Here is a 22,489-nt window from a genome sequence, read left to right on the forward strand (position 1 = left end):
AGTGCTGCGCCAGGCACGGTCCGCCCGTCGAGGAGCGGCGTCCGGTGCGGGTGATCGCAAGGCGGCCGGAAGTCCTTGTGGTGGACCTACCAGGGCTTTCGGCCAACGCAGCGAACGCGCGTGCCGGGCGTCGCGACGGGGTGAACCGTGCCTGGCGCAGCACTAGCGCTGCGCCAGGCACGGTCCGCCCGTCGAGGAGCGGCGTCCGGTGCGGGTGATCGCAAGGCGGCACCGGTGCTGTGAGCGGACGTCCCGCGGTCGCCGGCGCGCCGCGGGGGTTCCGGCGACGGCTACCGAGCGTCCTCCGCACCGTGCAGGTGGGCGCGTTCCCCGTCGAGGTCGAGGATGGTGAGGATCTCCACCGGTCCCCCGTGCGCGCCGATGGCGTGCGGGCATGGTCCGGTTAGCTTGGGGACATGGCGCACCACTTCGACCGACACCATCCGCGCGGCGAGACCCACCACGACCACGAGCACGACGAGTCAGGGCTGGCGGATCTGCTGGACCTGGACGCGGAGGTGCTCGGCTCCTACCTGGACGAGGTGGTCGAGTGGGTCGCCGGGCACGCCCCCGACGCTCCGCGGACCGTCGTCGACCTCGGGGCCGGAACCGGTACCGGCACACTGGCGCTCGCCCGGCGCTTCCCGGCCGCCGAGGTGGTCGCGATCGACCGGTCGCCGCTGATGCTGGACCGCCTCCGGGCGGCGGCGCGCCGGCAGCGGACGGCCGATCGGGTGCGGGCGGTGCGCGCCGATCTGGACGTCGCCTGGCCGGAACTCGGGGGAGTGGACCTGGCCTGGGCGGCGCTGTCGATGCACCACCTCGCCGTCCCGGAGCGGGTGCTCCGCGACATCCACGCGGCGCTGCACCAGGGCGGTCTGCTGGCCGTCGTCGAGTTGGACGGCCCGCCCCGGTTCCTGCCCGACGACATCGGGCTGGGCCGGCCCGGTCTGGAGACGCGCCTTCACGAGGCGGGGACCGAGGCGCCCTGGAACGCCCGATCGGACTGGCGGCCGCTGCTGGAGCAGGCCGGTTTCGAGATCTCCGGGCAGCGGACCTTCACCCCGGCGGGCCGCCCGGCGCCGCCCGGCACCGGGCGTTACGCACAGGCCTACCTCAGCCGCCTCCGATCGGGGGTGGGGGACCGGCTGTCCGCCGACGACCGCGCCACCCTGGACCTCCTCCTGGCGGACGACGGTCCCGAGGCGCTGCCGCACCGGGGCGATCTGGCCCTCGGCGGCAGCCGCACCGCCTGGGCGGCCCGCCGCCCCTGAGCGGCTCCCCGCCGCGCCGAGCAGTCGGCGGTGGCGGGCGGGAGCGGGTCAGTCCAGTCGCAGCGCCCCTTCGGGCAGGGGCGGCACCAGCCCTTCGGCCGCGGCACGGGTCAGCAGCCCCCGTACCGCCGCGTAGCCGTCCGCACCGAGATCCGCGGTGAACTCGTTCACATAGAGGCCGATGTGCTGGTCGGCGACGGCCGGGTCCATCTCCTGGGCGTGCGCCAGCACATAGCCCCGGGAGGCCTCCGGGGTCTCCCAGGCCATCCGGACGGAGGCGCGGGCGGCGGCCGCCAGCCCCCGCAGCCGCTCGGCGCCCAGCGAGCGCTTGGCGATGATCGCGCCGAGCGGGATGGGCAGCCCCGTGGTCCGCTCCCAGTGCTCGCCCATGTCGGCGAGGCAGTGCAGCCCGTACTCGCCGTAGGTGAAGCGCGCCTCGTGGATGACCAGACCCGCGTCCACCTTGCCGTCCCGGACCGCCGGCATGATCTCGTTGAAGGGCAGCACCACCACCTCTCCCACCCCCTCGGGCACCTCGGCGGCCGCCCAGAGCCGGAAGAGCAGGTAGGCCGTCGAGCGCTCGCTGGGCACCGCGATCCTGCCGCCCCGCAGGTCCGCGGCGGTACCGGGGGAGGAGGTGAGCACCAGCGGACCGCAGCCGCGGCCCAGCGCGCCGCCGCAGGGGAGCAGGGCATACTCGTCCAGCACCCACGGCAGCACCGCGTACGACACCTTGAGCACATCGAACTCGCCGCGTTCGGCCATCCCGTTGGTGATGTCGACGTCGGCGAAGGTGACGTCCAGCGCCGGCGCCCCGGGCACCAGCCCGTGCGCCCAGGCGTGGAAGACGAAGGTGTCGTTGGGGCAGGGCGAGTAGGCGGTCTTCAGTGCCTCGTTCAACGGGGATCCTCCTCGATGATGGCGGGGGTCAGCAACTGGAAGGCGAGCCGGAGCGACTCCAGGGCCCGGCCGATCTGCCAGGCGTCCCGGTCCCGCGGCCCCACCGGGTTGGAGATCGTCCGGAGCTCCGAGACCGGCAGCCCGTGGGCCGCGGCGGCTTCGGCGACCCCGAACCCCTCCATCGCCTCCGCGCCCGCGCCCGGGTGACGGTCGGACAGTTCGGCGGCGCGCCGGGCGGACCCGGTGACGGTGGAGACGGTGAGCACCGGCGCCGCCAGCACCGGCTCCGGGTGCCCGGCCAGCGCCTCGCGGAACCGGCCGGTCAGCCCGGCCGGCGGGGGGTGGGCCGAGCGGCCGAACCCCAACTCGTCGACGGACAGGTAGCCCTCCGGGGTCTCGGCGCCCAGGTCCGCGGCGACGATCGGCTCGGCGAGCACCACCGAGCCGACCGGCGCGTGCGGGCGGTGGCCCGGTCCGGTGGCGAAACCCCCGCCGATGCCGGCGGAGAGCACCAGACGGTACGGGGAGCCGGCGAGCGAGGCCGCCGTCAGCGCTCCGGCCGCCCCGGCCGCGGCGGCGGACGGCCCGACCCCGGCGGCCAGCACGTCGACCAGCGGCCCGGCCGCGGCCTCGGGGCCGGCCGAGTAGCGGAGCAGGGAGCGGCCACCGGGCAGCGGCTCCGGTCGGACCGCTGGCAACCGGGAGCGGAGCCCCGCGCCGACGGCCTCGGCCTCGGCGGTCACGGCGGTGACGACCAGTACCCGCGTCATCCGGCTCCCTGCCCCACCGGTCGGCGGGCAGGGCCGCCGGTCAGGAGTCGGACCGCTTCAGGTCGACCCGCCAGACGCCCTTCACGGTGGTGGCGGACTCGTTGATCTCGATGATGGCCAGCCGCACCTCCTTCGGCGCGGGCGAGGGCCCCGACTCGCTCTTCTGCGCGGCGAAGATCTCGTCGTACGGGAACGTCTTGTACGTTTCCTTGCTGGTCTCGGACATCACGCCGCGGCCGTTGACCGTCAGCAGCCAGCCGGTGTTCGCCACCACCGGATCCACGCCCACCCGGATCGGCTGATCGTCGCTGACGGACAGCGTTCCCTGCCCCCTGCCCTCGAAGCACTTCTCCACCCTCGCGTCGGAGAGCCCCTTGCCCTGCCGGTAGCACTCGGCCTCGGTGGAGACCGAGTCCGTGCCGACCGTGACCGTCGCCATCGGCGACGGCTTCTGGCAGGCGGAGAGGGCGAGGCCGACGGCCACCGCGCCCAAGGCGAGGGCCGCCCGGCACGTCGTGTTCCTGCTGCTGAGTCGCATCGGAATGTCGCTCCTCCGCACGAGGCCGGTGATGGTCGAAGGCTATCTGGCCAACGGCTTCAGGCCACGCGAGGGTGCGGCGTGCCGCGCCGGGCGGCTGACAGCAGTCCCCGCACCGAAGCCGCCGCGCCGAGGGCCAGCAGCGCCGCCGCCACCGACATCCCCAGCACCCCGCTGAGCGGCAGCGCGATCCCGATCGCCCCGCCGGCCACCCAGGACATCTGCAGCAGCGTCTCGGAACGGGCGAACGCCGAGGTGCGCACCTGCTCGGGCACGTCCCGCTGGATCAGCGCGTCCAGGGACAGCTTGCCCAGCGCCTGTGAAAGACCGGCCACCCCGGCGACCCCCGCCAGCGCCGGGGCGCTGAACAGCGCGGCCGCCGAGACGGTGGCGCCGAGCGCGATGCCCAGCACCGTCGCGATGATCGCTTCCGGGCCGCGGGACTTCAGCCAGGCGCCGGTCGCCGTGCCGAGCGCGTTGCCGACCCCGGCCGCCACCCCGACCACACCCAGCGAGACGGCGGCGCTCTGGTTCCCGATCGGGTGCTCGCGGAGCAGGAAGGCCAGGAAGAAGATGAGGAAGCCGGAGAGGCAGCGGAGCGCGGCGTTGGCCTGCAGCCCGTGCAGCACGGCCGGTCCGACGGTCCGCAGCCCGGGCTTCCGGGGCCGCGGAAGCCCGCCCCCGCGGCGGCGTACGAGGAAGCGGCGCCGTCCCGGACCGCCGTAGCTGGCGCTCCGCCGCCCGCCACGGGCGCCGAGGCCGCCCCGCGGTTCGGGGCTCTCCTCCGAGGCCCCGGCGGCGCCGATGCCGAGCCCGAACCTGGCCTTCGCCTCCCCCTTCGCGGAGTCCACCGTCGGCGGCAGCGAGAAGGAGAGCAGCATGCCGGCGAGGAAGACCGCGCACGCCCCGTAGAGCGGCCAGCCGGGCCCCACCGACTGCAGACCCACCCCGATCGGGGCGGCCAGACCGGTGGCGAGCAGGCCGCTGAGCGTCACCCGGGAGTTCGCTTTCACCAACGAGAACCGCGGCGGCAGCAGCCGCGGCACCACCGCGGAGCGCACCACCCCGTAGGCCTTGGAGGCGACCAGCACGCCCAACGCCGCCGGGTACAGCTCCAGACTCCCGGTCGCGACCGCCGCCGACATGGTGAGCGCCAGCACCGCCCGGGTCAGCATCGCGCCCGCCATCGCGGCCCGCCGACCGTGCGGCACCCGGTCCAGCAGTGGCCCGACCACCGGGGCGAGCAGGGTGAACGGGGCCATGGTGACCGCGAGGTAGAGCGCCACCCTGCCCCGGGCCTCGTCGGTCGGTACGGAGAAGAAGACCGTGGAGGCGAGCGCGATGGTGATCATCATGTCGCCCGCGGAGTTCACCGCGTGCAGTTCGATCAGCTTGCCCAGACCACTCTCACCGGCGCCGTGGGCGTGCGTCGCCCGGCGGATGCCGCGCGCCGTCGCCGTGAACGGCAACTGGGCCGCCCGGCACACCCCCTTCAACGCCGACATCGAACACCTCGAGCCCCCCGGCGTGTGGAACCCGCGGTTCCCACGTCGGGGCGCTTGCCCCGGGAGGGCCAGTGCGACCAGTCGGATGTCACTCCGTCATACTGCCTCAACCTGGGTGAGAGATGGCAGTTAGCCCGGATACCGGTGATTACCGTCACCGGGGTGGCGGACGCCTCCGGTGCCCGGGCGGGTAGGGCGGGTAGGACGGGTGGAGGGATGAAGGTAGCGTTCCCCACGCGCCACCGGGGCATGTCCTCCGCGTAGCTTTCGGACGAACAGCCACCGGCCGGCGCATCTGTTCGTGATCCAGCGCAATGGTTCCCGTGCAAACGGGGCCGGACCGGTCGGGCACGGGCGTCGACGCGGTCCGCTGGTCCGCTCCGTCCGCGGCCTCCCCGGCTGGCCCAGCTGTGGACGGGGTAGGAGAGAATCGATTCTTGTGAGTGCTGCGACGATGCGAAGCCGTACACCTGACCGCCAGTGCGCCGAAGCGGTCGATCTCGCCCGCTCCGCGGCGGTGGAGGCCGCGGGGGAGGCGGCCGTGGGCGAACACCTGGGCGTGGTCGCCGAGGGCGACCGGGTCGTCACGCACTTCTTCGCCAGTCGGGAGCGCGCCTACCGGGGCTGGCGCTGGGCGGTCACCGTCGCCCGCGCCTCCCGCGCCAGGGTCGTCACCCTGGACGAGACGGTGCTGCTCCCCGGCGACGAGGCGCTGCTCGCCCCCGAGTGGGTGCCCTGGAGCGAGCGGCTGCGCCCGGGGGACCTGGGCCCCGGAGACCTGCTGCCCACCCGGGCGGAAGACCCCCGGTTGGAGCCCGGTTTCTCCGGAGAGGACACCCCGCCGCCGAACTCCGCCGTCTCCGAGGAGATGGAGGAGCTCGTCGAGGCCGAGGACGCCGAGGTCACCGAAGGCCCACCGGCGGCGCTCCCCACGGCCCCCACGACCGGCAGCATCGCCGCCGTAGCCGACGAACTGGGCATGGGCCGGGCCAGGGTGCTCTCCCGCTACGGGCTGCGGCTGGCCGCCGACCGCTGGGAAGCCGCCTACGGAGCCCAGACGGCCATGGCGCAGGCGGCGCCGGCACCCTGTGTGAGCTGCGGCTTCCTGGTGCCGCTGGCCGGCTCGCTGCGGCAGGCCTTCGGGGTCTGCGCCAACGAGTTCAGCCCGGCCGACGGCCGGGTGGTGTCGCTGGCCTACGGCTGCGGCGGCCACTCGGAGGCGGCGGTCATGCCGAAGACGCCGCAGCCGGCCCCGCCGGTGATCGACGAGACCCGGGTCGACACCCTCCAGCTCCGCGCCGACCCGGCGGACACCGCGGCCGAGTAGCGGCGGAACGCCCCGGTCAGCCCCCCGGCCCACCTCGTCCCCCGTCCACCGCCCGTGCCCGCGGCCGCCCCGGCAGAGACCGGATGTGCCGGGGCGGCGCGGTGGGGTACGCGTCCTCAGAAGCTGTTGTCCCACCTCGGTTCGGATCAGGGCGAGGTGTCCGGGGCTGCCGAATCCAAGGCGGAGGAGGAAGTCGACGCGGAGCGTCGGCGACCCCGACGACAACGCCGGAGGCGGCGGTGCCGGACACCTCGGGCCCGGGCCGGGGTGGGACAACAGCTTCTAGGCGGTACGTTCGGCGCTGTAGGCACCGCAGCGGCTGGTGCGCGGGCCGGAGAAGGAGACGAGACGTGAGTGGCACGGCGATGGTGCGGGCGACCACCGGCGGGGAGGACCCGTTCGGCACGGCGCGGCTGCGGCGCGGCGTGCTGGACGCCTGGGCCGCCTCCCCCGCGCGCTTCCGGGAGGACGCGAACGCCGAGGAGGAACTGGCCCTCGGCGGTTACCGGGACCGGCTCGTGGTCGAGCTGGCCCAGAACGCGGCCGACGCCGCCTCCCGGGCCGGGGTGCCCGGCCGGCTCCGGCTGACCTTCCACCCCGCCAGCCAGGAGGCCCCCGCCGTCCTGGCGGCCGTCAACACCGGCGCCCCGCTGGACGAGCCGGGGGTCGAGTCGCTCTCCACCCTGCGGGCCTCCGCCAAGCGGGACGAGGCCGGCGGCCGACGGGAGGCGGTCGTGGGACGCTTCGGCATCGGTTTCTCGGCCGTGCTCGCGGTCAGCGACGAGCCCGCCGTGGTCAGCCGCAGCGGAGGCGTCCGCTGGTCGCTGGCCGAGGCCCGGGAGTTCGCCGCGGCGGCCGCCGACGGAAGCCCGGGGCTCGCCGAGGAACTCCGCCGCCGCGACGGCAACGTGCCGCTGCTGCGGCTCCCGCTGCCCGCCGAGGGGGCCGCCCCCGTCGGCTACGACACCGCGGTGGTCCTCCCGCTGCGCGACGGCGCGGCGGTCGACCTCGTGGACCGGCTGCTGTCCGCGATCGACGACGCCCTGCTGCTCACCCTCCCTGGGCTGTCCGAGGTGATCGTGGAGACGCCGGACGGCGTCCGTACGCTGAGCCGCCGTCAGGACGGCCCGGACGTGGTGATCGAGGACAGCGACCACGGCGCCACCCGGTGGCGGACCGCGTCCGCCGGCGGACGGCTGGACCCGGCGCTGCTGACCGGCCGCCCCGTCGAGGAGCGGCTGCGGCCCGGATGGTCGGTCACCTGGGCCCTGCCGGTCGGCCGGGACGGCGCCCCCGGCCGTGCCGACACCGCGCCGGTGCTGCACGCCCCCACCCCCACGGACGAGCCGCTGGGCCTGCCCGGTCTGCTGATCGCCACGTTCCCGCTGGAGCCCACCCGGCGCCACATCGAGCCCGGTCCGCTCGCGGACTACCTGACGGCCCGGGCCGCGGAGGTCTACGTCTCGCTGCTGCGCGACTGGGAGCCGGTGGGCACCGGCACCGTCGACCTCGTGCCCGGACCGCTCGGCCGGGGCGAGCTGGACGGCGAGCTGCGCGCCCAGGTGCTGCGGCTGCTGCCGTCCGTCCCGTTCCTCCCGGCGGCGGCCCCCGCCCAGGGCCCCGCTGAGGAACCCGCGGAGACCGCCGGCGAACCGCCGACCGGCGGCCTGGCCGGCTCCTGGGACGGGGAGGCCCTCACCGCCGGCTGGGAGAGCCGGCGGCGCGCGCTCAAACCCACCGAGGCGGAACTCGTCGAGGGCGCCGGCGCCGAGACCGTCGCGGTGCTCGCCGAGATCTTCCCCGGCCTGCTGCCGGCCGGTCTGGAACGCCGCCCCGAACTCCGCTCGCTCGGTGTCGCAAGGGTGCCGCTGGGGGAGGCCATCGACCGGCTCGCCGGGGTCGAGCGGGAACCCGACTGGTGGCGGCGGCTCTACGACAGCCTCTCCGGCACCGACCCCGACCGCCTCAGCGGCCTCCCGGTGCCGCTGGCCGATGGCCGCACCACCATCGGCCCGCGGCAGGTCCTGCTGCCGCTGCCGGGCAGCGCCCCGGCCCCGGAGGACTCCCCCAACGCCACCACCCTGACCCGTCTGGGCCTCAAGGTCGCGCACCCCGACGCCGCCCACCCGCTCCTGGAGAAGCTCGGCGCCACCCCCGCCTCGCCCCGCGCCGTGCTCACCAGCCCCCAGGTGCGGGCGGCCGTCGCCGACTCCCTCGAAGGGGAGGAGCTGTGGGACGAGACCACCACCCTGGACCCGGAGGAGCTCGCGGAAACCGTGCTCGCCCTGGCCCGGGACGCCCAACTCGAGCCGGGCGAGGAGCCCTGGCTCGCCGAACTCGCGCTACCGGACGAGGACGGCGAACTCGCCCCCGCGGGCGAACTCGTCCTGCCGGGCAGCGCCTTCCAGCGGGTGATCCGCGAGGACGAACTCGCCGCCTGCGACGCGGAGCTCGCCGAGCGGTGGGGCGAGCAGCCGCTCGCCGCCGTCGGGGTGCTCGCCGACTTCGCGCTGGTGCGCGCCACGGACGTGGTGCTCGACCCGGACGAACTGGAACCGCGCGACAGCGACTTCGCCGAGCCCGACGACGCCGGGCTGCTGGACTCGGTGGACGTCTGGTGCGAGGACGTCCTCGACCAGCTGCCGGACACCCCCGTACCACCGGTCGCCACCGAGATCGTCGCCGTCCGGGACCTCGACCTCGTCGCCGACGACGCCTGGCCGCAGGCGCTCGCCATGCTCGCCCAGCCGCCGCTGCGGGACGCCCTCACCACCCCGGTGCGGGTGCTGCTGCCCGACGGCACGACCGAGACCGTGCGCCCGTACACCGCCTGGTGGCTGCGCGGGCACCCGGTGCTCGACGGCCGCCGCCCGGCGGGGCTGCGGGCCGCCGGCGCGGACCCGTTGCTCGCCGGACTCTACGAGGCGGCGGACACCTCCGGCCTCGGCGGGGCCGAGGAATCGGGCAACCGCTTCGACGAGCAGGTGCTGCGCGCCCTCGGCGTCCGTACCTCGGTGGCCGCGCTGCTCGCCGAGCCGGGCGGCTCCGCGGAGCTGCTGGCCCGGCTCGCCGACCCGGACCGGCCGGTCACGGCGGCCCAGCTGCACGGCCTCTACAGCGCCCTCGCCGAACTCGACCCGGAGCAGGTCACCCTGCCGGACGAACTGCGCGCCGTGCTGGACGGGGAACCGCGGGTCGTCGACGCCACGGCCGCGCTGGTGGCCGACGCCCCGGACCTGATGCCCTTCACCGCCGGCCGGCCCCTGCTGCCCGTGCGGCCCGGGGCCGCCGCCGACCTCGCCGAACTTCTCCAGGTGCGGCGGCTCAGTGAGGCCGTCACCGCCGAGGCGCCCGCCGGAGGCGAACCACGCGCCGTGCCCGAGTCGGTCGAAGCCCTCCTCGGCCCGGCCACCCCGACCTCCTACCTCGAACACGCGGAGCTGCTCGTCGGAGAGGTGGAGCTGGACTGGCGCCTCACCCCCGACGGGACGCTGCACGCCGCCACCCTGGAAGGGCTCGCCGCCGGGCTGGCCTGGGCGGCCGGCGAGTGGTCCCGCCGGTTCGAGGTGGCAGCCCTGCTCGAAGCCCCCGACCGGGCCGAGGAACTCGCCAGGGCCCGCTGGTTCGACAACTGAGCCGGTCGGCGGGGCGCCGGGGCTGTGCTCACGCTCCGCCAGGGATCACGGGCCAGCCCGGGAGGGCGCTCTCAGGAGCTGTGGGAGCGCCCCTCCACCGGGAACTTCCTGCCCACCCAGCGCCAGGCGACCTCCAGCAGCCCCGAGGCCGCGACCGCGATGCCCACCGCCGTCCAAGGCATCACCGTGCCCACCAGCCGCAGTGCGAAGAAGTCCTGGAGCCACGGGGTGAGCAGCACGATCAGGAAGCCCAGCCCCATGGCCAGCACCAGACCGAACCGCCACCAGGTGTAGGGGCGGGCCACGATCGCCAGCACCCACATCGTGATCAGAAACAGCGTCAGGGTGGCGGCGCTGGTCTCCGCCGCCAGCGCCTCCGCACCGGTGTAGTGGTGCCGCGCCAGCAGGTAGGTGAGGAAGGTGGCGGCGCCCGCGATCAGCCCGGCCGGTACGGCGTACCGCATCACCCGCCGCACGAAGTGCGGCTGCGCCCGCTCCTTGTTGGGCGCCAGGGCCAGGAAGAAGGCCGGCACCCCGATCGTCAGCGAGGACAGCAGCGTCAGGTGCCGCGGCAGGAAGGGGTACGGCACCTGGGAGCAGACCACCAGCAACGCCATCAGCACCGAGTAGACGGTCTTGGTCAGGAAGAGCGTCGCGACCCGGGTGATGTTGCCGATGACCCGCCGGCCCTCGGCGACCACCGAGGGCAGCGTGGCGAAGCTGTTGTTCAACAACACGATCTGCGCCACCGCCCGGGTCGCCTCCGAACCCGAGCCCATCGAGACCCCGATGTCGGCGTCCTTCAGGGCCAGCACGTCGTTCACCCCGTCACCGGTCATCGCGACCGTGTGACCGCCGGCCTGCAGAGCGCCCACCATGTCCCGCTTCTGCTGCGGGGTGACCCGGCCGAAGACCGCGCCCTGATCCAGCTCCCCCGCCATCCGCTCCCGGTCGGCGGGGAGGTCCCGGGCGTCCACCGGGGCCTCCGAGCCGGGCAACCCCAGTTTCGCGGCGACCGCGCCGACGGACACCGCGTTGTCCCCGGAGATCACCTTGGCCGCGACATCCTGCTCGGCGAAGTAGCGCAGGGTGTCCCCGGCGTCCGAGCGCAGCCGCTGCTCCAGCACCACCAGCGCGGTCGGCCGGGCGCCCTGGCCCACCGCCGGATCCTCCAGCGCCCGCCCCTCCTCGACCCGGGCCAGCAGCAGCACCCGCAACCCCTCGGCGTTGCGCGCGGCGACCTCGGAGAGGGCCGGATCTCCGGCCGGCAGCAGAACGTCCGGCGCGCCCAGCAGCCAGCGGCTCTCGACACCGCCCTCGGACTCCGCCAGGCTGGCGCCGCTGTACTTGCGGGCCGAGGAGAACGGCAGCGAAGCGGTGCACCGCCAGGGCGCGGCGCCCGGCGGGAACGCCTCGATGACCGCCTGGAGGCTGGCGTTGGGACGCGGGTCGGCGGCCCCCAGCGCGCCGAGCACCCGCGCCACGTACGCCTCGTCCACCCCGGAACCGTCCAGCAGCTTCAGCTCGCTGACGTCCATGCCGCCCTCGGTGAGGGTGCCGGTCTTGTCGAGGCAGACCACGTCCACCCGCGCCAGGCCCTCGATCGCCGGCAGCTCCTGGACCAGGCACTGCTTGCGGCCCAACCGGATGACACCGATCGCGAACGCCACCGAGGTCAGCAGCACCAGGCCCTCGGGGACCATCGGCACGATCCCGCCGACCATCCGGCGGATCGCCTCCCGCCAGTCGTGTCCCTGCACCACCAACTGGCTGATCACCAGTCCGACGGCCGCGGGCACGAGCATCCAGGTGATGTACTTCAGTATCTGGCTGATACCGCTGCGCAGCTCAGACTGGACGAGAGTGAAGCGGGACGCCTCCTCGGCGAGTTGCACGGCGTAGGCCTCCCGGCCCACCTTGGTGGCGGTGAAGGCGCCGGTGCCGGCCACCACGAAGCTGCCGGACAGCACCTTGTCACCGGCCCGCTTGAGTACCGGGTCGGCCTCCCCGGTGAGCAGCGACTCGTCGATCTCCAACCCGTCGGCCTCGGCCACCTCACCGTCCACGACGCACTTGTCGCCGGGGCCGAGTTCGATGAGGTCTCCGAGCACGATCTCCGAAGTCGGGATCCCGGTGGTGACGCCGTCCCGCCGTACGGCCGGCTTCGCCTCGCCGATCACGGCCAGGCTGTCCAGCGTCTTCTTGGCCCGCAGCTCCTGGATGATGCCGATCGCCGTATTGGCGATGATCACGAACCCGAAGAGACCGTCCTGGATCGGCCCCACCGAGAGGATGATCAGGAAGAGCACCAGGATGATCGCGTTGAAGCGGGTGAAGACGTTGCCGCGGACGATGTCCGCGGTGGAACGGGAGGAACGCACCGGGACGTCGTTGACCTCGCCCCGCCGGACCCGTTCGGCGACCTCGGCGGCCGTCAGCCCCCGCGCCGCCGGCTGTGACGAGCCTTCCACCGGGGTGGGTTCGGTCACCTGGATCCCCCCGATGTCGGACCGGATGTGGATACGTCCGTCCGGTTCCGGCTCTTCGATGTCGATCTGGGCCCGCTGCGTCATGGAGGAGACGGTACGGTGCGCCCCTCCGGCTCAGGCACCCGGCTGGCCGTTACCGGCCACGGTTGTCGGAGGAGGGGCCCTCGGCGGCCCTCGTCGCACCGGCCGGAGTCTCGGACGGCACCGCCGCCGCGCTCTCGGCGGCCTCCGCCGCGGCGGCCCGCCTGAGGGCGGCGTCGCGGCCCCGGACGTACCAGATGCCGATGACTCCCAGGCCCGCCCCGGCCAGGCAGGTCCACAACCACCACTGATGGCCGTGCCTGGAGTACCAGCCCCAGAAGGGGAGCTGGACGAGGAACAGGACCAGCCAGAGGACGGTGCCGCCGGTGACGACCGCCACGACGTTGCCCTCAAGGGGCTCCGGGGCCTCGTGCCTGGGGGTCCACTTCTTCATGCGCCCAGCTTAGAGCGCCGTGCGGAATGGCTGGGCACCGCACGGGGCTTGGTACCGTGCGCGGTTTGCTTGGTGGGGTGTTGTTGCTGTTGCCGGGTGGGTGCGGGGTCTCGGTGGCTGGTGTTTCTGGGGTGGGTGGGTGGTGCGGGGGCGGGTCCTGCGTGGGTGGGGGTGCCGCGACCGTCTATTTACGGGGCCGTGCGGGTTGGTGGGAGCCGTTTCCGTTGTAGAGCCCCGCAAATACACGGCAGCGTCTCGGCACCCCCACCCACTCCGGCCCCACCCCCTCACGTCGTCCCGCCTCCGCCCACCGGCTCCGGTTTTAGCGGCTTGCCGCCGCCACCTCTCCCGGAACGTCGACTCCTCGCGTACGCGCACCCGTCTCACGACCTCCCGGCCGCGCGCAAACCGGTGGCGGCAGGGGCGCCGACGGACCACGGCAAGAAGCACCGTAAGCCGCCGGAACCGGAACCAGTGTCCTGATGGGGGGATGGCGGGAAGCCGCTAGGGGACCGGGGTCGGTGGGCGGCGGGGGAGGGTGGGAAGCCGCTGGGGACCGGAGCCGGTAGGCAGAGGAGAGAGGGTGGAAGCCACCAGGAGACCGGAGTCGGTGGGCCAGCGGGGAGACGGCGGGAGGGGGTGGGGCCGGAGTGGGTGGGGGTGCCGAGACGCTGCCGTGTATTTGCGGGGCGGACGGCGAGAGAGCCGGAAGACCGGCCCGCACGGCCCCGTAAATAGACGGTCGCGGCACCCCCACCCACGCAGGACCCGCCCCCGCACCACCCACCCACCCCAGAAACACCAGCCCACCAAAACCAGCCCCGCCACCACCCACCACACCACCCACCCCCATGTCTACGCGCGGAGATGGTGATCTAGCTGCTTATGCGTTCATACTGAACCGGTTCCGGATCTGACTGGATTCTTTCGTAGGATCATCTATTCCGGATCCGGTTGTTCATGTTCAAGGCCAAGCCCGGCCCCTCGCCGTTCCAGGCCCCGTACCACTGAGGTCGTCCATGCCCCCCTCGGCCAATTCGCCGGTCGACGCTGTTCAGCCACCCGACGCCACACCCAAGAACGCTCTCGACCGGTTTTTCCAGATCTCTCGACGGGGCTCGAACGTCCCGCGTGAGATCCGAGGTGGCTTGGCCACCTTCTTTGCGATGGCCTACATCCTGGTGCTGAACCCGATCATCCTCGGGGCCGGCACGGACAAGTTCGGCCATCAGTTGGACAGCGGCCAGCTGGTCACCGGCACCGCGCTGATGGCGGGGCTGACCACGGTCCTCATGGGCCTGATCGGCAACGTGCCCATCGCGCTCGCCGCCGGGCTCGGTATCAACGCCGTCGTGGCGCTCCAGCTCGCCCCCCAGATGAGTTGGCCGGACGCGATGGGGATGGTGGTCCTCGCCGGCCTGGTGCTGATGATCCTGGTGGCCTCCGGCCTCCGGCAGCGGGTGCTCGACGCGATCCCGAACAGCCTGCGGCGGGCGATCGCGATCGGCATCGGCCTGTTCATCGCGCTCATCGGACTGGTGGACTCCGGCTTCGTCACCCGGAACCCGGACGCCGCGCACACCTCAGTCCCCCTGGGGCTTGGCACGGCGGGCCGCCTGGAGGGCTGGCCGGTGCTGGTCTTCGTGATCGGGCTGGCGCTGACCTTCGTCCTGCTGCTGCGGAAGGCCCGGGGAGCGATCCTGATCAGCATCGTCACCACCACGGTGTTGGCGATCGTGATCAACAGCGTGGCGAACGTCCCCGACAAGAGCTGGGGACTGACCGTCCCCGGTGTGCCGCGTCGGATCGTGGACACTCCGGACTTCGGGCTGCTCGGCCAGGTGAGCCTCTACGGGGGCTTCCGGGAGGTCGGGCTGATCACCGGGGTGCTCTTCGTCTTCACCGTGCTGCTCTCCGGCTTCTTCGACGCGATGGGCACCATCATCGGTGTCGGTGAGGAGGCGGGGCTCACCGATCGGCAGGGGCAGCTGCCGGGGATGGGCCGGATCCTCATGGTGGACGGGGTGGGGGTCGCCGGAGGCGGCCTGGGCTCGGTTTCGGCCAACACCTGTTTCGTGGAGTCCACGGCCGGTGTCGGGGAGGGGGCGCGGACCGGACTGGCGAACCTCGTGACCGGCGGCCTCTTCCTGCTGGCGCTGGTGTTCACCCCGTTGGCCCTGGTCGTGCCCTCGCAGGCGGCGACGCCCGCGCTGGTCGCCGTCGGCTTCCTGATCATGGCGAGCAATGTGAAGGAGATCGACTGGAGCGACTTCACGATCGCGGCCCCGGCGTTTCTGACGATGATCGCGATGCCGTTCACCTACAGCATCACCAACGGCATCGGTCTGGGGGTGCTGTCGTTCATCCTCTTCCGGAGTGCCACCGGCCGCTTCCGGTCCATCCCCTGGCTGCTGAACGTCGTGGGTGTCTGCTTCCTGGTCTACTTCCTGCTGCATCCCATCGAGCAGATCCTGGGCATCGGCTGATCGTTCAGGACGAGGGCAGCCGGCGCCCGGCGGTCAGGAGACGCCGTAGAAGCGCCTGGTCTCGTCCACCGAGCTGTTGAAGCGTTCGTCGAAGTCGTCGCGGATGAGCGTCCGGGTCACGTAGTCCTGGACGCTCATTCCGCGTTTGGCCGCATGCTTCCGGACCCGTTCGAGAAGCTCGCGATCGAGTCGCAGGCTGAGCACTTCCGATCCCATGGCAGTACGTTCGCCGTCCACGGCCCCGATGTGTGTCACTTCGCGGAGTCGCCTCACCCGTATGGGTGAGTAGAGCCGCGAGCACGTGTGCCGCGGTTGGTATTTAGATAGAGTAATGAGTTACTCTAACGAACATGCCGGTACGCCCCCGCGATCTGCCCGCGGATGACCAATCCGCAGCCGATACGGCTGCGGTGAACGCTCTCCGCTCTGCGGTGATGCGCCTCTCCCGACGTCTCAAGCACCAACGGGTCGACGAGTCGCTCAGCCCCACCGAGATGTCCGTGCTCGGCACCCTGGCCCGTTGCGGCTCCGCCACCCCCGGCGAACTCGCCCGCAAGGAGCATGTGCAGCCGCCCTCGATGACGCGGATCGTCGCCCTGCTCGAAGCGAAGCAACTGGTGCGGCTCGAACCGCACCCCGAGGACCGGCGGCAGAAGGTGGTCACCCAGACCGAGCGAGCCGAAAGCATGCTCGAAGAGAGCCGCCGACGGCGGAACGCCTGGCTCGCCGAGTTGGCCCAGGGGCTCGACGATGAGGAGTGGGCGGCGCTGCGAGCAGCCGCTCCGGTGTTGGAGAAGCTCGCACATCTGTGACGACCGAAGAGGGACGCCGAAGCGGGGCGACACGACGACCGACTCCCTCATGGCTAGGAGGCGAACGCACTTGAGTACGGGACCCGGAGCAGACTCCGCACCCGCACCAGAACCCGAACACATACCCGCCGCCGACACCGGCGGCGATCGGAGCGGTGACCCTCGGCCGCCCGACGAGACCGGCGGCTCCGGCAGCCGCACCGGCGCCCCCCGCCCGGCGGACGCCCGGGACGCCGCCCCGACCCTTCCGCGGGTCGAGAAGGAGCGGAAGGGCACCTTCAGCTCACTGCGGATCCGCAACTACCGGCTCTTCGCCACCGGCCAGGTGGTCTCCAACACCGGTACCTGGATGCAGCGGATCGCTCAGGACTGGCTGGTCCTGAGCCTCACCGGCTCCTCCACGGCGGTCGGTATCACCACCGCCCTCCAGTTCCTCCCGATGCTCTTCCTCGGGCTGTACGGCGGTGTGATCGCCGACCGCTTCCCCAAGCGGAAGCTGCTGCTGATGACGCAGTCCGCGATGGGCCTCACCGGCCTGGCGCTCGCCGTCCTCACCCTCAGCGGGCACGTACAGGTGTGGCACGTCTACCTGATGGCCTTCCTGCTCGGTCTGGTCACCGTCGTCGACAACCCGGCGCGGCAGGCCTTCGTCGTCGAGATGGTCGGCCCGGAGGACCTGCGGAACGCCGTCAGCCTGAACTCGGCCAACTTCCAGTCGGCAAGACTGGTCGGCCCGGCCGTGGCCGGCGTCCTGATCACGGCCTTCGGGAGTGGCTGGGCGTTCCTGCTCAACGGACTCTCCTTCGTCGCGCCCGTCGCCAGTCTCCTGCTGATGCGCCGCAGCGAGCTCCACGAGGTCAAGCCGACACCGCGCGGCAAGGGCCAGCTCCGCGAGGGCCTGCGCTACGTCGCGGAGAGTCCTCAGCTGATCTGGCCGATCATCCTGGTCGGCTTCATCGGTACCTTCGGCTTCAACTTCCCGATCTGGCTGACCGCCTTCGTGGACGACGTCTTCCAGGGCGACGCCGGCATGTACGGGCTGCTCAACACCCTCATGGCCACCGGCTCGCTGGCGGGGGCGCTGCTCGCCGCCCGGCGCGGCACCTCCCGGATGCGGCTGCTCGCCGGGGCGGCGCTGCTGTTCGGCGTGCTGGAGATCACGGCGGCGCTGGCTCCGACCTTCTGGCTCTTCGCGATGCTGCTGGTGCCGATCGGCATGTTCGGCCTGACCATCAACGTCACCGCGAACTCCAGCGTCCAGCTGGCCACCGATCCGGCGATGCGCGGCCGGGTGATGAGCCTGTTCATGATGGTCTTCATGGGCGGCACCCCGCTGGGCGCCCCACTGGTCGGCTGGGTGACCGACGCGTTCGGGGCCCGGATCGGCTTCATGGCCGGCGGGGTGGTCTCCGCGGCGGCCGCGGTCTTCGTCGGGCTGATGCTCGCCCGGGTCGGCGGGCTCAAGCTCCAGGTCGACCTGCGGCCCGGACGCCGCCACGTGCGGTTCGTGCCGCGGGCGCGGGAGAAGCAGCTGGCGCCGGCCGCCTGACGCGGCGGGCGGTCCCGCGGCCCCACGGGCCGCGGGACGACGCCTCCCGCTCCGGTGCGGGGTGCGCGACACTACGGCTATGAGACTCTTCGCTGCGGTGCTGCCCCCGGAGGGCGTGATGGCCGAGGTCGCCACCGCCGTGCGGCGGCTGCGCCGGCTGCCGCGGGCGGAGGAACTGCGCTGGATCCAGCCCGGCACATGGCACTTCACCCTCGCCTTCTACGGCGAGGTCGAGGACGGTCTCCTTCCCGAGCTGCGGGAACGGCTGGGGCGGGCGGCCCGTCGGCATCGGCCGTACGAGATGCGGCTCTGCGGCGCGGGCCGGTTCACACACCGGGCGCTGTGGATCGGTGCGGAGGGGGACCGGCGGGCGATGGCCCGGCTGGCGGACACCGCGAGCGCGGCAGGACGTCGGGCGGGGCTGCCGATGGGCGGCCATCGCGCCTACACCCCGCATCTGACCATCGCGCGCAGCCGGGACCGGACGCGGACCGATCTACGACCGTTCGTCGACGCCCTGGCCGGGTTCTCCGGAGCCCCATGGCTCGCCGGAGAGCTGACGTTGGTCCGCAGCCTGCTGCCGGTGAGCGGCGTGGAGGGGGAGCAGCCGCAGTACGAGACGCTGCAGAGCTGGCCGCTCAACGCCTGACCGAACCGGCCGGGAGCGGCGTCGGCCGCCCTCGGCGCGGGGCTTCCGGCGGGGGGTCTAGTCTCGAAGCGTGGACCCGAAGACTCGTACCTGGATCGTCAGCGGCGCCCTGGTGCTGACGCTGATCGTCGTGGCCGTGGCCTCCGCGCTCGGCTGACCCCGGTCGGCTGTTCCGCCTGCCCGCAGGCGGGGGGTACTTGCCTTGCCGGACGTGAGGGCGTTGGCTGGCGTGCCATGAGGTACACGCAGCTCGGACGGACCGGACTCAAAGTCAGCCGACTCGTCCTCGGGACGATGAACTTCGGTCCCGAGGCCGACGAAACCACCAGCCACACGATCATGGATGCCGCGCTCGACGCGGGCGTCAACTTCTTCGACACGGCCAATGTCTACGGGTGGGGCGAGAACAAGGGCCGCACCGAGCAGATCATCGGAAACTGGTTCGCCAAGGACGGCTCCCGCAGGGACAAGGTGGTCCTCGCCACCAAGGTCTACGGGAACATGGGCGCCGACGGCGAGCCCTGGCCCAACCACGACCGGCTGTCGGCACTGAACATCCGGCGCGCCGTCGACGCCTCCCTGCGGCGTCTCCAGACCGACCACATCGACCTGTACCAGTTCCACCACATCGACCGGAACACTCCCTTCGAGGAGATCTGGCAGGCGATGGACGTCCTGGTGCGACAGGGCAAGATCCTCTACGCCGGCTCCTCCAACTTCTCCGGCTGGCACATCGCCAGGGCCAACGAGACCGCCCAGCGGCTGGGCTCCTACGGACTGGTGAGCGAACAGTGCCTGTACAACCTGGCCGAGCGTCGCGCCGAAATGGAGGTCATCCCCGCGGCGGAGGGCTACGGCATGGGGGTCATCCCCTGGTCGCCGCTGCACGGCGGGCTGCTCGGCGGGGTCCTGAAGAAGGAGAACGAAGGCAAGCGCCGCGCCTCCGGCCGCTCGGCGACGGCACTCGCCAACAGTGCCATCCGTGCGCAGGTGCAGGCGTACGAGGACCTGCTCGGCAAGCACGGCCTGGAGCCGGGCGAGGTCGGCCTGGCCTGGCTGCTGACCCGCCCCGGGGTGACCGGCCCGATCGTCGGTCCGCGCACCATGGCCCAGCTGGAGAGCGGGCTGCGTGCGCTGGAGCTGGACCTCGACCAGGAGCTGCTCACCGCGCTGGACGAGATCTTCCCCGGCCCCGGCCCGTCGCCCGAGGCATTCGCCTGGTGAACCGGGCCCGCCCCGCGCCCGCCCCCGCACCGCCACCCACCGGCGGCAACCCCGGCACCCCCGCCCAACTGCATACTCTTCTGTCATGCGTTCGCTTCTGTGTGCCCTCGGCGCGGTGGTGATGGCCCTCCTGCCCGCGACGGCCCAAGCCGCCCCCGCGGCGCCTTCGCCGGCCGGAGACCCACCGGCTTCGTTCACCATCGAGGACCCCCGGATCACCGAGTCCAGCGGCCTCGCCGCCAGCCGGAGGCACCCAGGTATCTACTGGACACACAACGACAGCGACGACGGCCCGTACGTCTACGCGGTGGACAGCGCCTCCGGCCGCACCGTGGCGACGGTCACGCTCAGCGGGATCGAGCCGCGCGATGTGGAGGCGATCTCCATCGGCCCGGACAACCGGATCTACGTCGGGGACATCGGTGACAACCTCAACGGCAGCTGGCCGGAGGTGTGGATCTACGAGTTCCCCGAGCCGGAGGAACTGGCGGACACCACGCTCACCCCCACCCGCTACACCGTCCGCTATCAGGACGGCCCACGCGACGCCGAGTCGCTCGTCGTGGACCCGAAGACGGGCAGGGCCTACGTCATCAGCAAGCACGAGGACGGCGGCGGCCTGTACGAGGGCCCGAAGGAGCTGTCCGCCTCCAAGGTCAACACCTTCCGGCGGATCTCCGAGGTGGACCTGTGGGCGACCGACGCGGCGCTGTCCCCCGACGGCAGCCGGCTGGTGGTGCGCGGCTACTTCCAGGCGGCGATGTACCGCTGGCGGGACGGTCGGCCGGAGTGGCTGGGCGCGCCGGGCCTGCCGATGCAGCGCCAGGGCGAGTCGGTGACGTTCACTCCGGACGGCCGGGCGCTGATGTACGGCACGGAAGGCGAGCGGTCCACCGTGACCAGGATCGACCTGAGCGGTGAGCTGCTGCCGGACTCCGCACGGGGGCGGCAGGGCGGCAACGGCGCCGAGCGCGGGCCGGCCGGTGACGCGGCGGGCAGCGAGTCGGAGGGCCGGGAGAACCGCAATCTGGTGCTCGCCGCGCTCACCTTCGGCATGGCGACCGCCGTGGTGATGGGGTTGCGCCGGCTCGTCCGCCGTCGCTGACCCCGTGGGGACCGCTCCGCTGGCGGGAACGCTCCCCGGGGCCGCGGCCTTCCGGGGCCGCTGCGCTCCGTGATCAGCCCAGTTCGTAGTCGAACGTGTAGGCGACGGGCGTCTCGCCGTGCCGGGCGGTGAAGCGGCCGGTGCCGCGCAGTCCGGTCAGCTCTCCGGTGCCGGAACCGGCCACGACCTCGAAGGCGCAGTGCACGGTGGATTCCTCGTCGAACGAGCCGCGCTCCTCCACGGCGAAGGCGCCCTCACGACCGTCGAGGCGGCCGGTGAACATCTCCATGCCGGATGGGCCGGCGCAGCGGGCCCTGCGCATTTCCGACCGGTTCCACCTGGACGCGCCTGGCTGGTTCCGGCGCGCCGATCCGGTGGAGCATCTGGGTGTGCTCGCGCGGGCGGTGTGGGAGGAGCGGGTGGTGCTCGCCCACTACCGGCGCTGGGCCGGTGAGGCGCGGCGGGAACTGCGTCCCCTGGGCATCGTCCTGAAGGGCGGTGTCTGGTATCTCGTGGCGCTCCTCCAGACCGCCCCGCCGCGGCGAGGCGGTCTGGAGGACCCGCCGTGCCGCTTCGCCGCGGCGGGGCGGTAGTCCTACAGTCGCTCGATCACGTAGTCGACGCAGGCGGTCAGCGCCTCCACGTCGGCCGGTTCCACGGCCGGGTACATGGCGATCCGCAGCTGGTTGCGGCCCAGCTTGCGGTACGGCTCGGTGTCCACGACGCCGTTGGCGCGCAGCACCTTGGCGACGGCCGAGGCGTCGATGTCGTCGCTGAAGTCGATGGTGCCGACGACCTGCGAGCGCTGAGCCGGGTCGGTGACGAAGGGGCTGGCGTGCGGGGACTTCTCAGCCCAGCCGTAGAGCCGGGACGAGGAGTCCGCGGTCCGCCGCACCGCCCACTCCAGACCGCCCTGGCCGTTGAGCCAGTCCAACTGGTCGGCGAGGAGGAATAGGGTGGCGAGTGCGGGCGTGTTGTACGTCTGGTTCTTGCGGGAGTTGTCGATCGCGGTGGGCAGCGAGAAGAACTCCGGCACGTGCCGTCCACTGGCGTGCACCCGGGCCGCGCGCTCCAGCGCGGCGGGGGAGAAGACCGCCAGCCACAGGCCGCCGTCGGCGGCGAAGGACTTCTGCGGGGCGAAGTAGTAGACGTCCGTCTGCGCGATGTCGACGGGCAGGCCGCCCGCGCCAGAGGTGGCGTCCACCAGCACCAGCGATCCCTCGTCGGCCCCGGCGACCCGCTCGATCGGGGCGGCGACCCCGGTGGAGGTCTCGTTGTGGGTGAGGGCGTAGACGTCCGCTCCCGCCTCCGCCTCCGGCTGTGGGTGGCTGCCGGGGTCGGAGGAGATCACGGTCGGTTCGTCGAGCCAGGGGGCGGCCTTGGCGGCCTTGGCGAACTTCGAGGAGAACTCACCGAAGCTGAGGTGCTGCGACTTCCGCTCGATCAGGCCGTGCGTGGCGATGTCCCAGAAGGCGGTCGAACCGCCGTTGCCGAGCACCACCTCGTACCCCTCCGGCAGCGAGAACAGCTCGCCGACGCCTTCCCGGACCCGGCCGACCAGGTCCTTCACGGGGGCTTGGCGGTGCGAGGTGCCCATCAGCGATTCACCGGTGGCGGCCAGCGCGCTCAGCGCCTCAGTCCGCACCTTGGAGGGACCCGAGCCGAAACGTCCGTCGGCGGGCTTGATGTCAGTGGGAATCCGGATCTCAGCCACGGAAGAAAGACTAACCAGTCCGGCCTGCCTGTCCGAC

19 protein-coding genes and 1 pseudogene are annotated in these 22,489 nt (G+C 72.7%); 10 read left to right on the forward strand and 10 right to left on the reverse strand.

The annotated features are described in order from the left end of the window. Positions 1–290 precede the first annotated feature (290 nt). The gene (locus BGP73_RS22745) at positions 291–428 is read right to left on the reverse strand and encodes a hypothetical protein (protein ID WP_212732820.1); all 138 of its coding nucleotides are present in this window, start codon (positions 426–428) and stop codon (positions 291–293) included. Here BGP73_RS22745 and BGP73_RS17325 point away from each other — a divergent pair. Next, positions 417–1,274: a class I SAM-dependent methyltransferase gene (locus BGP73_RS17325; protein ID WP_069815931.1), complete on the forward strand. Its 858-nt coding sequence runs from the start codon at positions 417–419 to the stop codon at positions 1,272–1,274. The genes BGP73_RS22745 and BGP73_RS17325 overlap by 12 nt on opposite strands. 48 nt (positions 1,275–1,322) lie before the next feature. Here the strand turns inward: BGP73_RS17325 and BGP73_RS17330 are convergent, their stop codons facing one another. Genes BGP73_RS17330 through BGP73_RS17345 form a run of 4 tightly spaced genes read right to left on the reverse strand, consistent with a single transcriptional unit; the run spans position 1,323 to position 4,987 of the window. After that, entirely contained in the window at positions 1,323–2,174 is an 852-nt protein-coding gene (locus BGP73_RS17330; RefSeq protein WP_069815933.1) for a 1,4-dihydroxy-6-naphthoate synthase, read from the reverse strand. Then, positions 2,171–2,944 (reverse strand): futalosine hydrolase, encoded by a 774-nt coding sequence (locus tag BGP73_RS17335; protein ID WP_069815935.1) that lies wholly within the window; start codon positions 2,942–2,944, stop codon positions 2,171–2,173. The genes BGP73_RS17330 and BGP73_RS17335 overlap by 4 nt, the downstream gene beginning before the upstream one ends. 40 nt (positions 2,945–2,984) lie before the next feature. Beyond that, positions 2,985–3,482 carry a hypothetical protein gene (locus BGP73_RS17340; protein ID WP_069815937.1) on the reverse strand — a complete coding sequence of 166 codons (498 nt, stop codon included), beginning with the start codon at positions 3,480–3,482 and terminating at the stop codon, positions 2,985–2,987. Between the two features lie 59 nt (positions 3,483–3,541). Continuing rightward, complete coding sequence (locus tag BGP73_RS17345; protein ID WP_069815939.1) at positions 3,542–4,987, reverse strand: MFS transporter; 1,446 nt, start codon at positions 4,985–4,987, stop codon at positions 3,542–3,544. Positions 4,988–5,426: 439 nt separating this feature from the next. Between BGP73_RS17345 and BGP73_RS17350 the strand changes: the two genes are divergently transcribed. Continuing rightward, entirely contained in the window at positions 5,427–6,314 is an 888-nt protein-coding gene (locus BGP73_RS17350; RefSeq protein WP_069815942.1) for a DUF3027 domain-containing protein, read from the forward strand. 365 nt (positions 6,315–6,679) lie between these two features. Beyond that, positions 6,680–9,949, forward strand: coding sequence for a sacsin N-terminal ATP-binding-like domain-containing protein (locus tag BGP73_RS17355; protein WP_069815944.1), 3,270 nt, complete (start codon positions 6,680–6,682; stop codon positions 9,947–9,949). Between the two features lie 71 nt (positions 9,950–10,020). On the opposite strand, the gene BGP73_RS17360 is transcribed toward BGP73_RS17355, so the two are convergent. After that, complete coding sequence (locus BGP73_RS17360; protein WP_069815946.1) at positions 10,021–12,522, reverse strand: HAD-IC family P-type ATPase; 2,502 nt, start codon at positions 12,520–12,522, stop codon at positions 10,021–10,023. A gap of 49 nt (positions 12,523–12,571) precedes the next feature. Then, entirely contained in the window at positions 12,572–12,913 is a 342-nt protein-coding gene (locus BGP73_RS17365; RefSeq protein WP_069815948.1) for a DUF2530 domain-containing protein, read from the reverse strand. Positions 12,914–13,932: 1,019 nt separating this feature from the next. On the opposite strand from BGP73_RS17365, the gene BGP73_RS17370 reads away from it, so the two are divergent. Beyond that, positions 13,933–15,399, forward strand: a complete 1,467-nt coding sequence (locus BGP73_RS17370) for an NCS2 family permease (protein ID WP_079127622.1) — start codon at positions 13,933–13,935, stop codon at positions 15,397–15,399. A gap of 33 nt (positions 15,400–15,432) precedes the next feature. Here the strand turns inward: BGP73_RS17370 and BGP73_RS17375 are convergent, their stop codons facing one another. Next, a complete protein-coding gene (locus tag BGP73_RS17375; RefSeq protein ID WP_069815952.1) occupies positions 15,433–15,615 on the reverse strand; it encodes a CopG family antitoxin in 183 nt (60 codons plus the stop codon). 134 nt (positions 15,616–15,749) lie between these two features. On the opposite strand from BGP73_RS17375, the gene BGP73_RS17380 reads away from it, so the two are divergent. From BGP73_RS17380 to BGP73_RS17400, 5 genes are all read left to right on the forward strand, one after another. After that, entirely contained in the window at positions 15,750–16,211 is a 462-nt protein-coding gene (locus tag BGP73_RS17380; RefSeq protein WP_069815955.1) for a MarR family winged helix-turn-helix transcriptional regulator, read from the forward strand. A 70-nt stretch (positions 16,212–16,281) separates the two neighbouring features. Then, entirely contained in the window at positions 16,282–17,760 is a 1,479-nt protein-coding gene (locus BGP73_RS17385; protein ID WP_069815956.1) for an MFS transporter, read from the forward strand. 79 nt (positions 17,761–17,839) lie between these two features. Further along, entirely contained in the window at positions 17,840–18,409 is a 570-nt protein-coding gene (thpR, locus tag BGP73_RS17390; protein ID WP_069815958.1) for an RNA 2',3'-cyclic phosphodiesterase, read from the forward strand. A gap of 234 nt (positions 18,410–18,643) precedes the next feature. Continuing rightward, positions 18,644–19,633 (forward strand): aldo/keto reductase, encoded by a 990-nt coding sequence (locus tag BGP73_RS17395; protein WP_069815960.1) that lies wholly within the window; start codon positions 18,644–18,646, stop codon positions 19,631–19,633. Between the two features lie 85 nt (positions 19,634–19,718). Next, the gene (locus tag BGP73_RS17400; protein WP_069815962.1) at positions 19,719–20,738 is read left to right on the forward strand and encodes a hypothetical protein; all 1,020 of its coding nucleotides are present in this window, start codon (positions 19,719–19,721) and stop codon (positions 20,736–20,738) included. A 73-nt stretch (positions 20,739–20,811) separates the two neighbouring features. Here BGP73_RS17400 and BGP73_RS17405 read toward each other — a convergent pair whose 3' ends face one another. Then, entirely contained in the window at positions 20,812–21,021 is a 210-nt protein-coding gene (locus tag BGP73_RS17405; protein ID WP_374701158.1) for a DUF3224 domain-containing protein, read from the reverse strand. Positions 21,022–21,064: 43 nt separating this feature from the next. Between BGP73_RS17405 and BGP73_RS17410 the strand changes: the two are divergent. Beyond that, positions 21,065–21,256 (forward strand): annotated as a pseudogene (locus BGP73_RS17410) (WYL domain-containing protein); the annotation flags it as partial. A gap of 77 nt (positions 21,257–21,333) precedes the next feature. Here BGP73_RS17410 and serC read toward each other — a convergent pair. Next, positions 21,334–22,452: a phosphoserine transaminase gene (serC, locus tag BGP73_RS17415; protein WP_069815966.1), complete on the reverse strand. Its 1,119-nt coding sequence runs from the start codon at positions 22,450–22,452 to the stop codon at positions 21,334–21,336. Positions 22,453–22,489: the final 37 nt, after the last annotated feature.

Origin of the sequence: Streptomyces sp. TP-A0874, from assembly GCF_001748085.1 — a bacterium.
Taxonomy (GTDB): domain Bacteria; phylum Actinomycetota; class Actinomycetes; order Streptomycetales; family Streptomycetaceae; genus Streptomyces.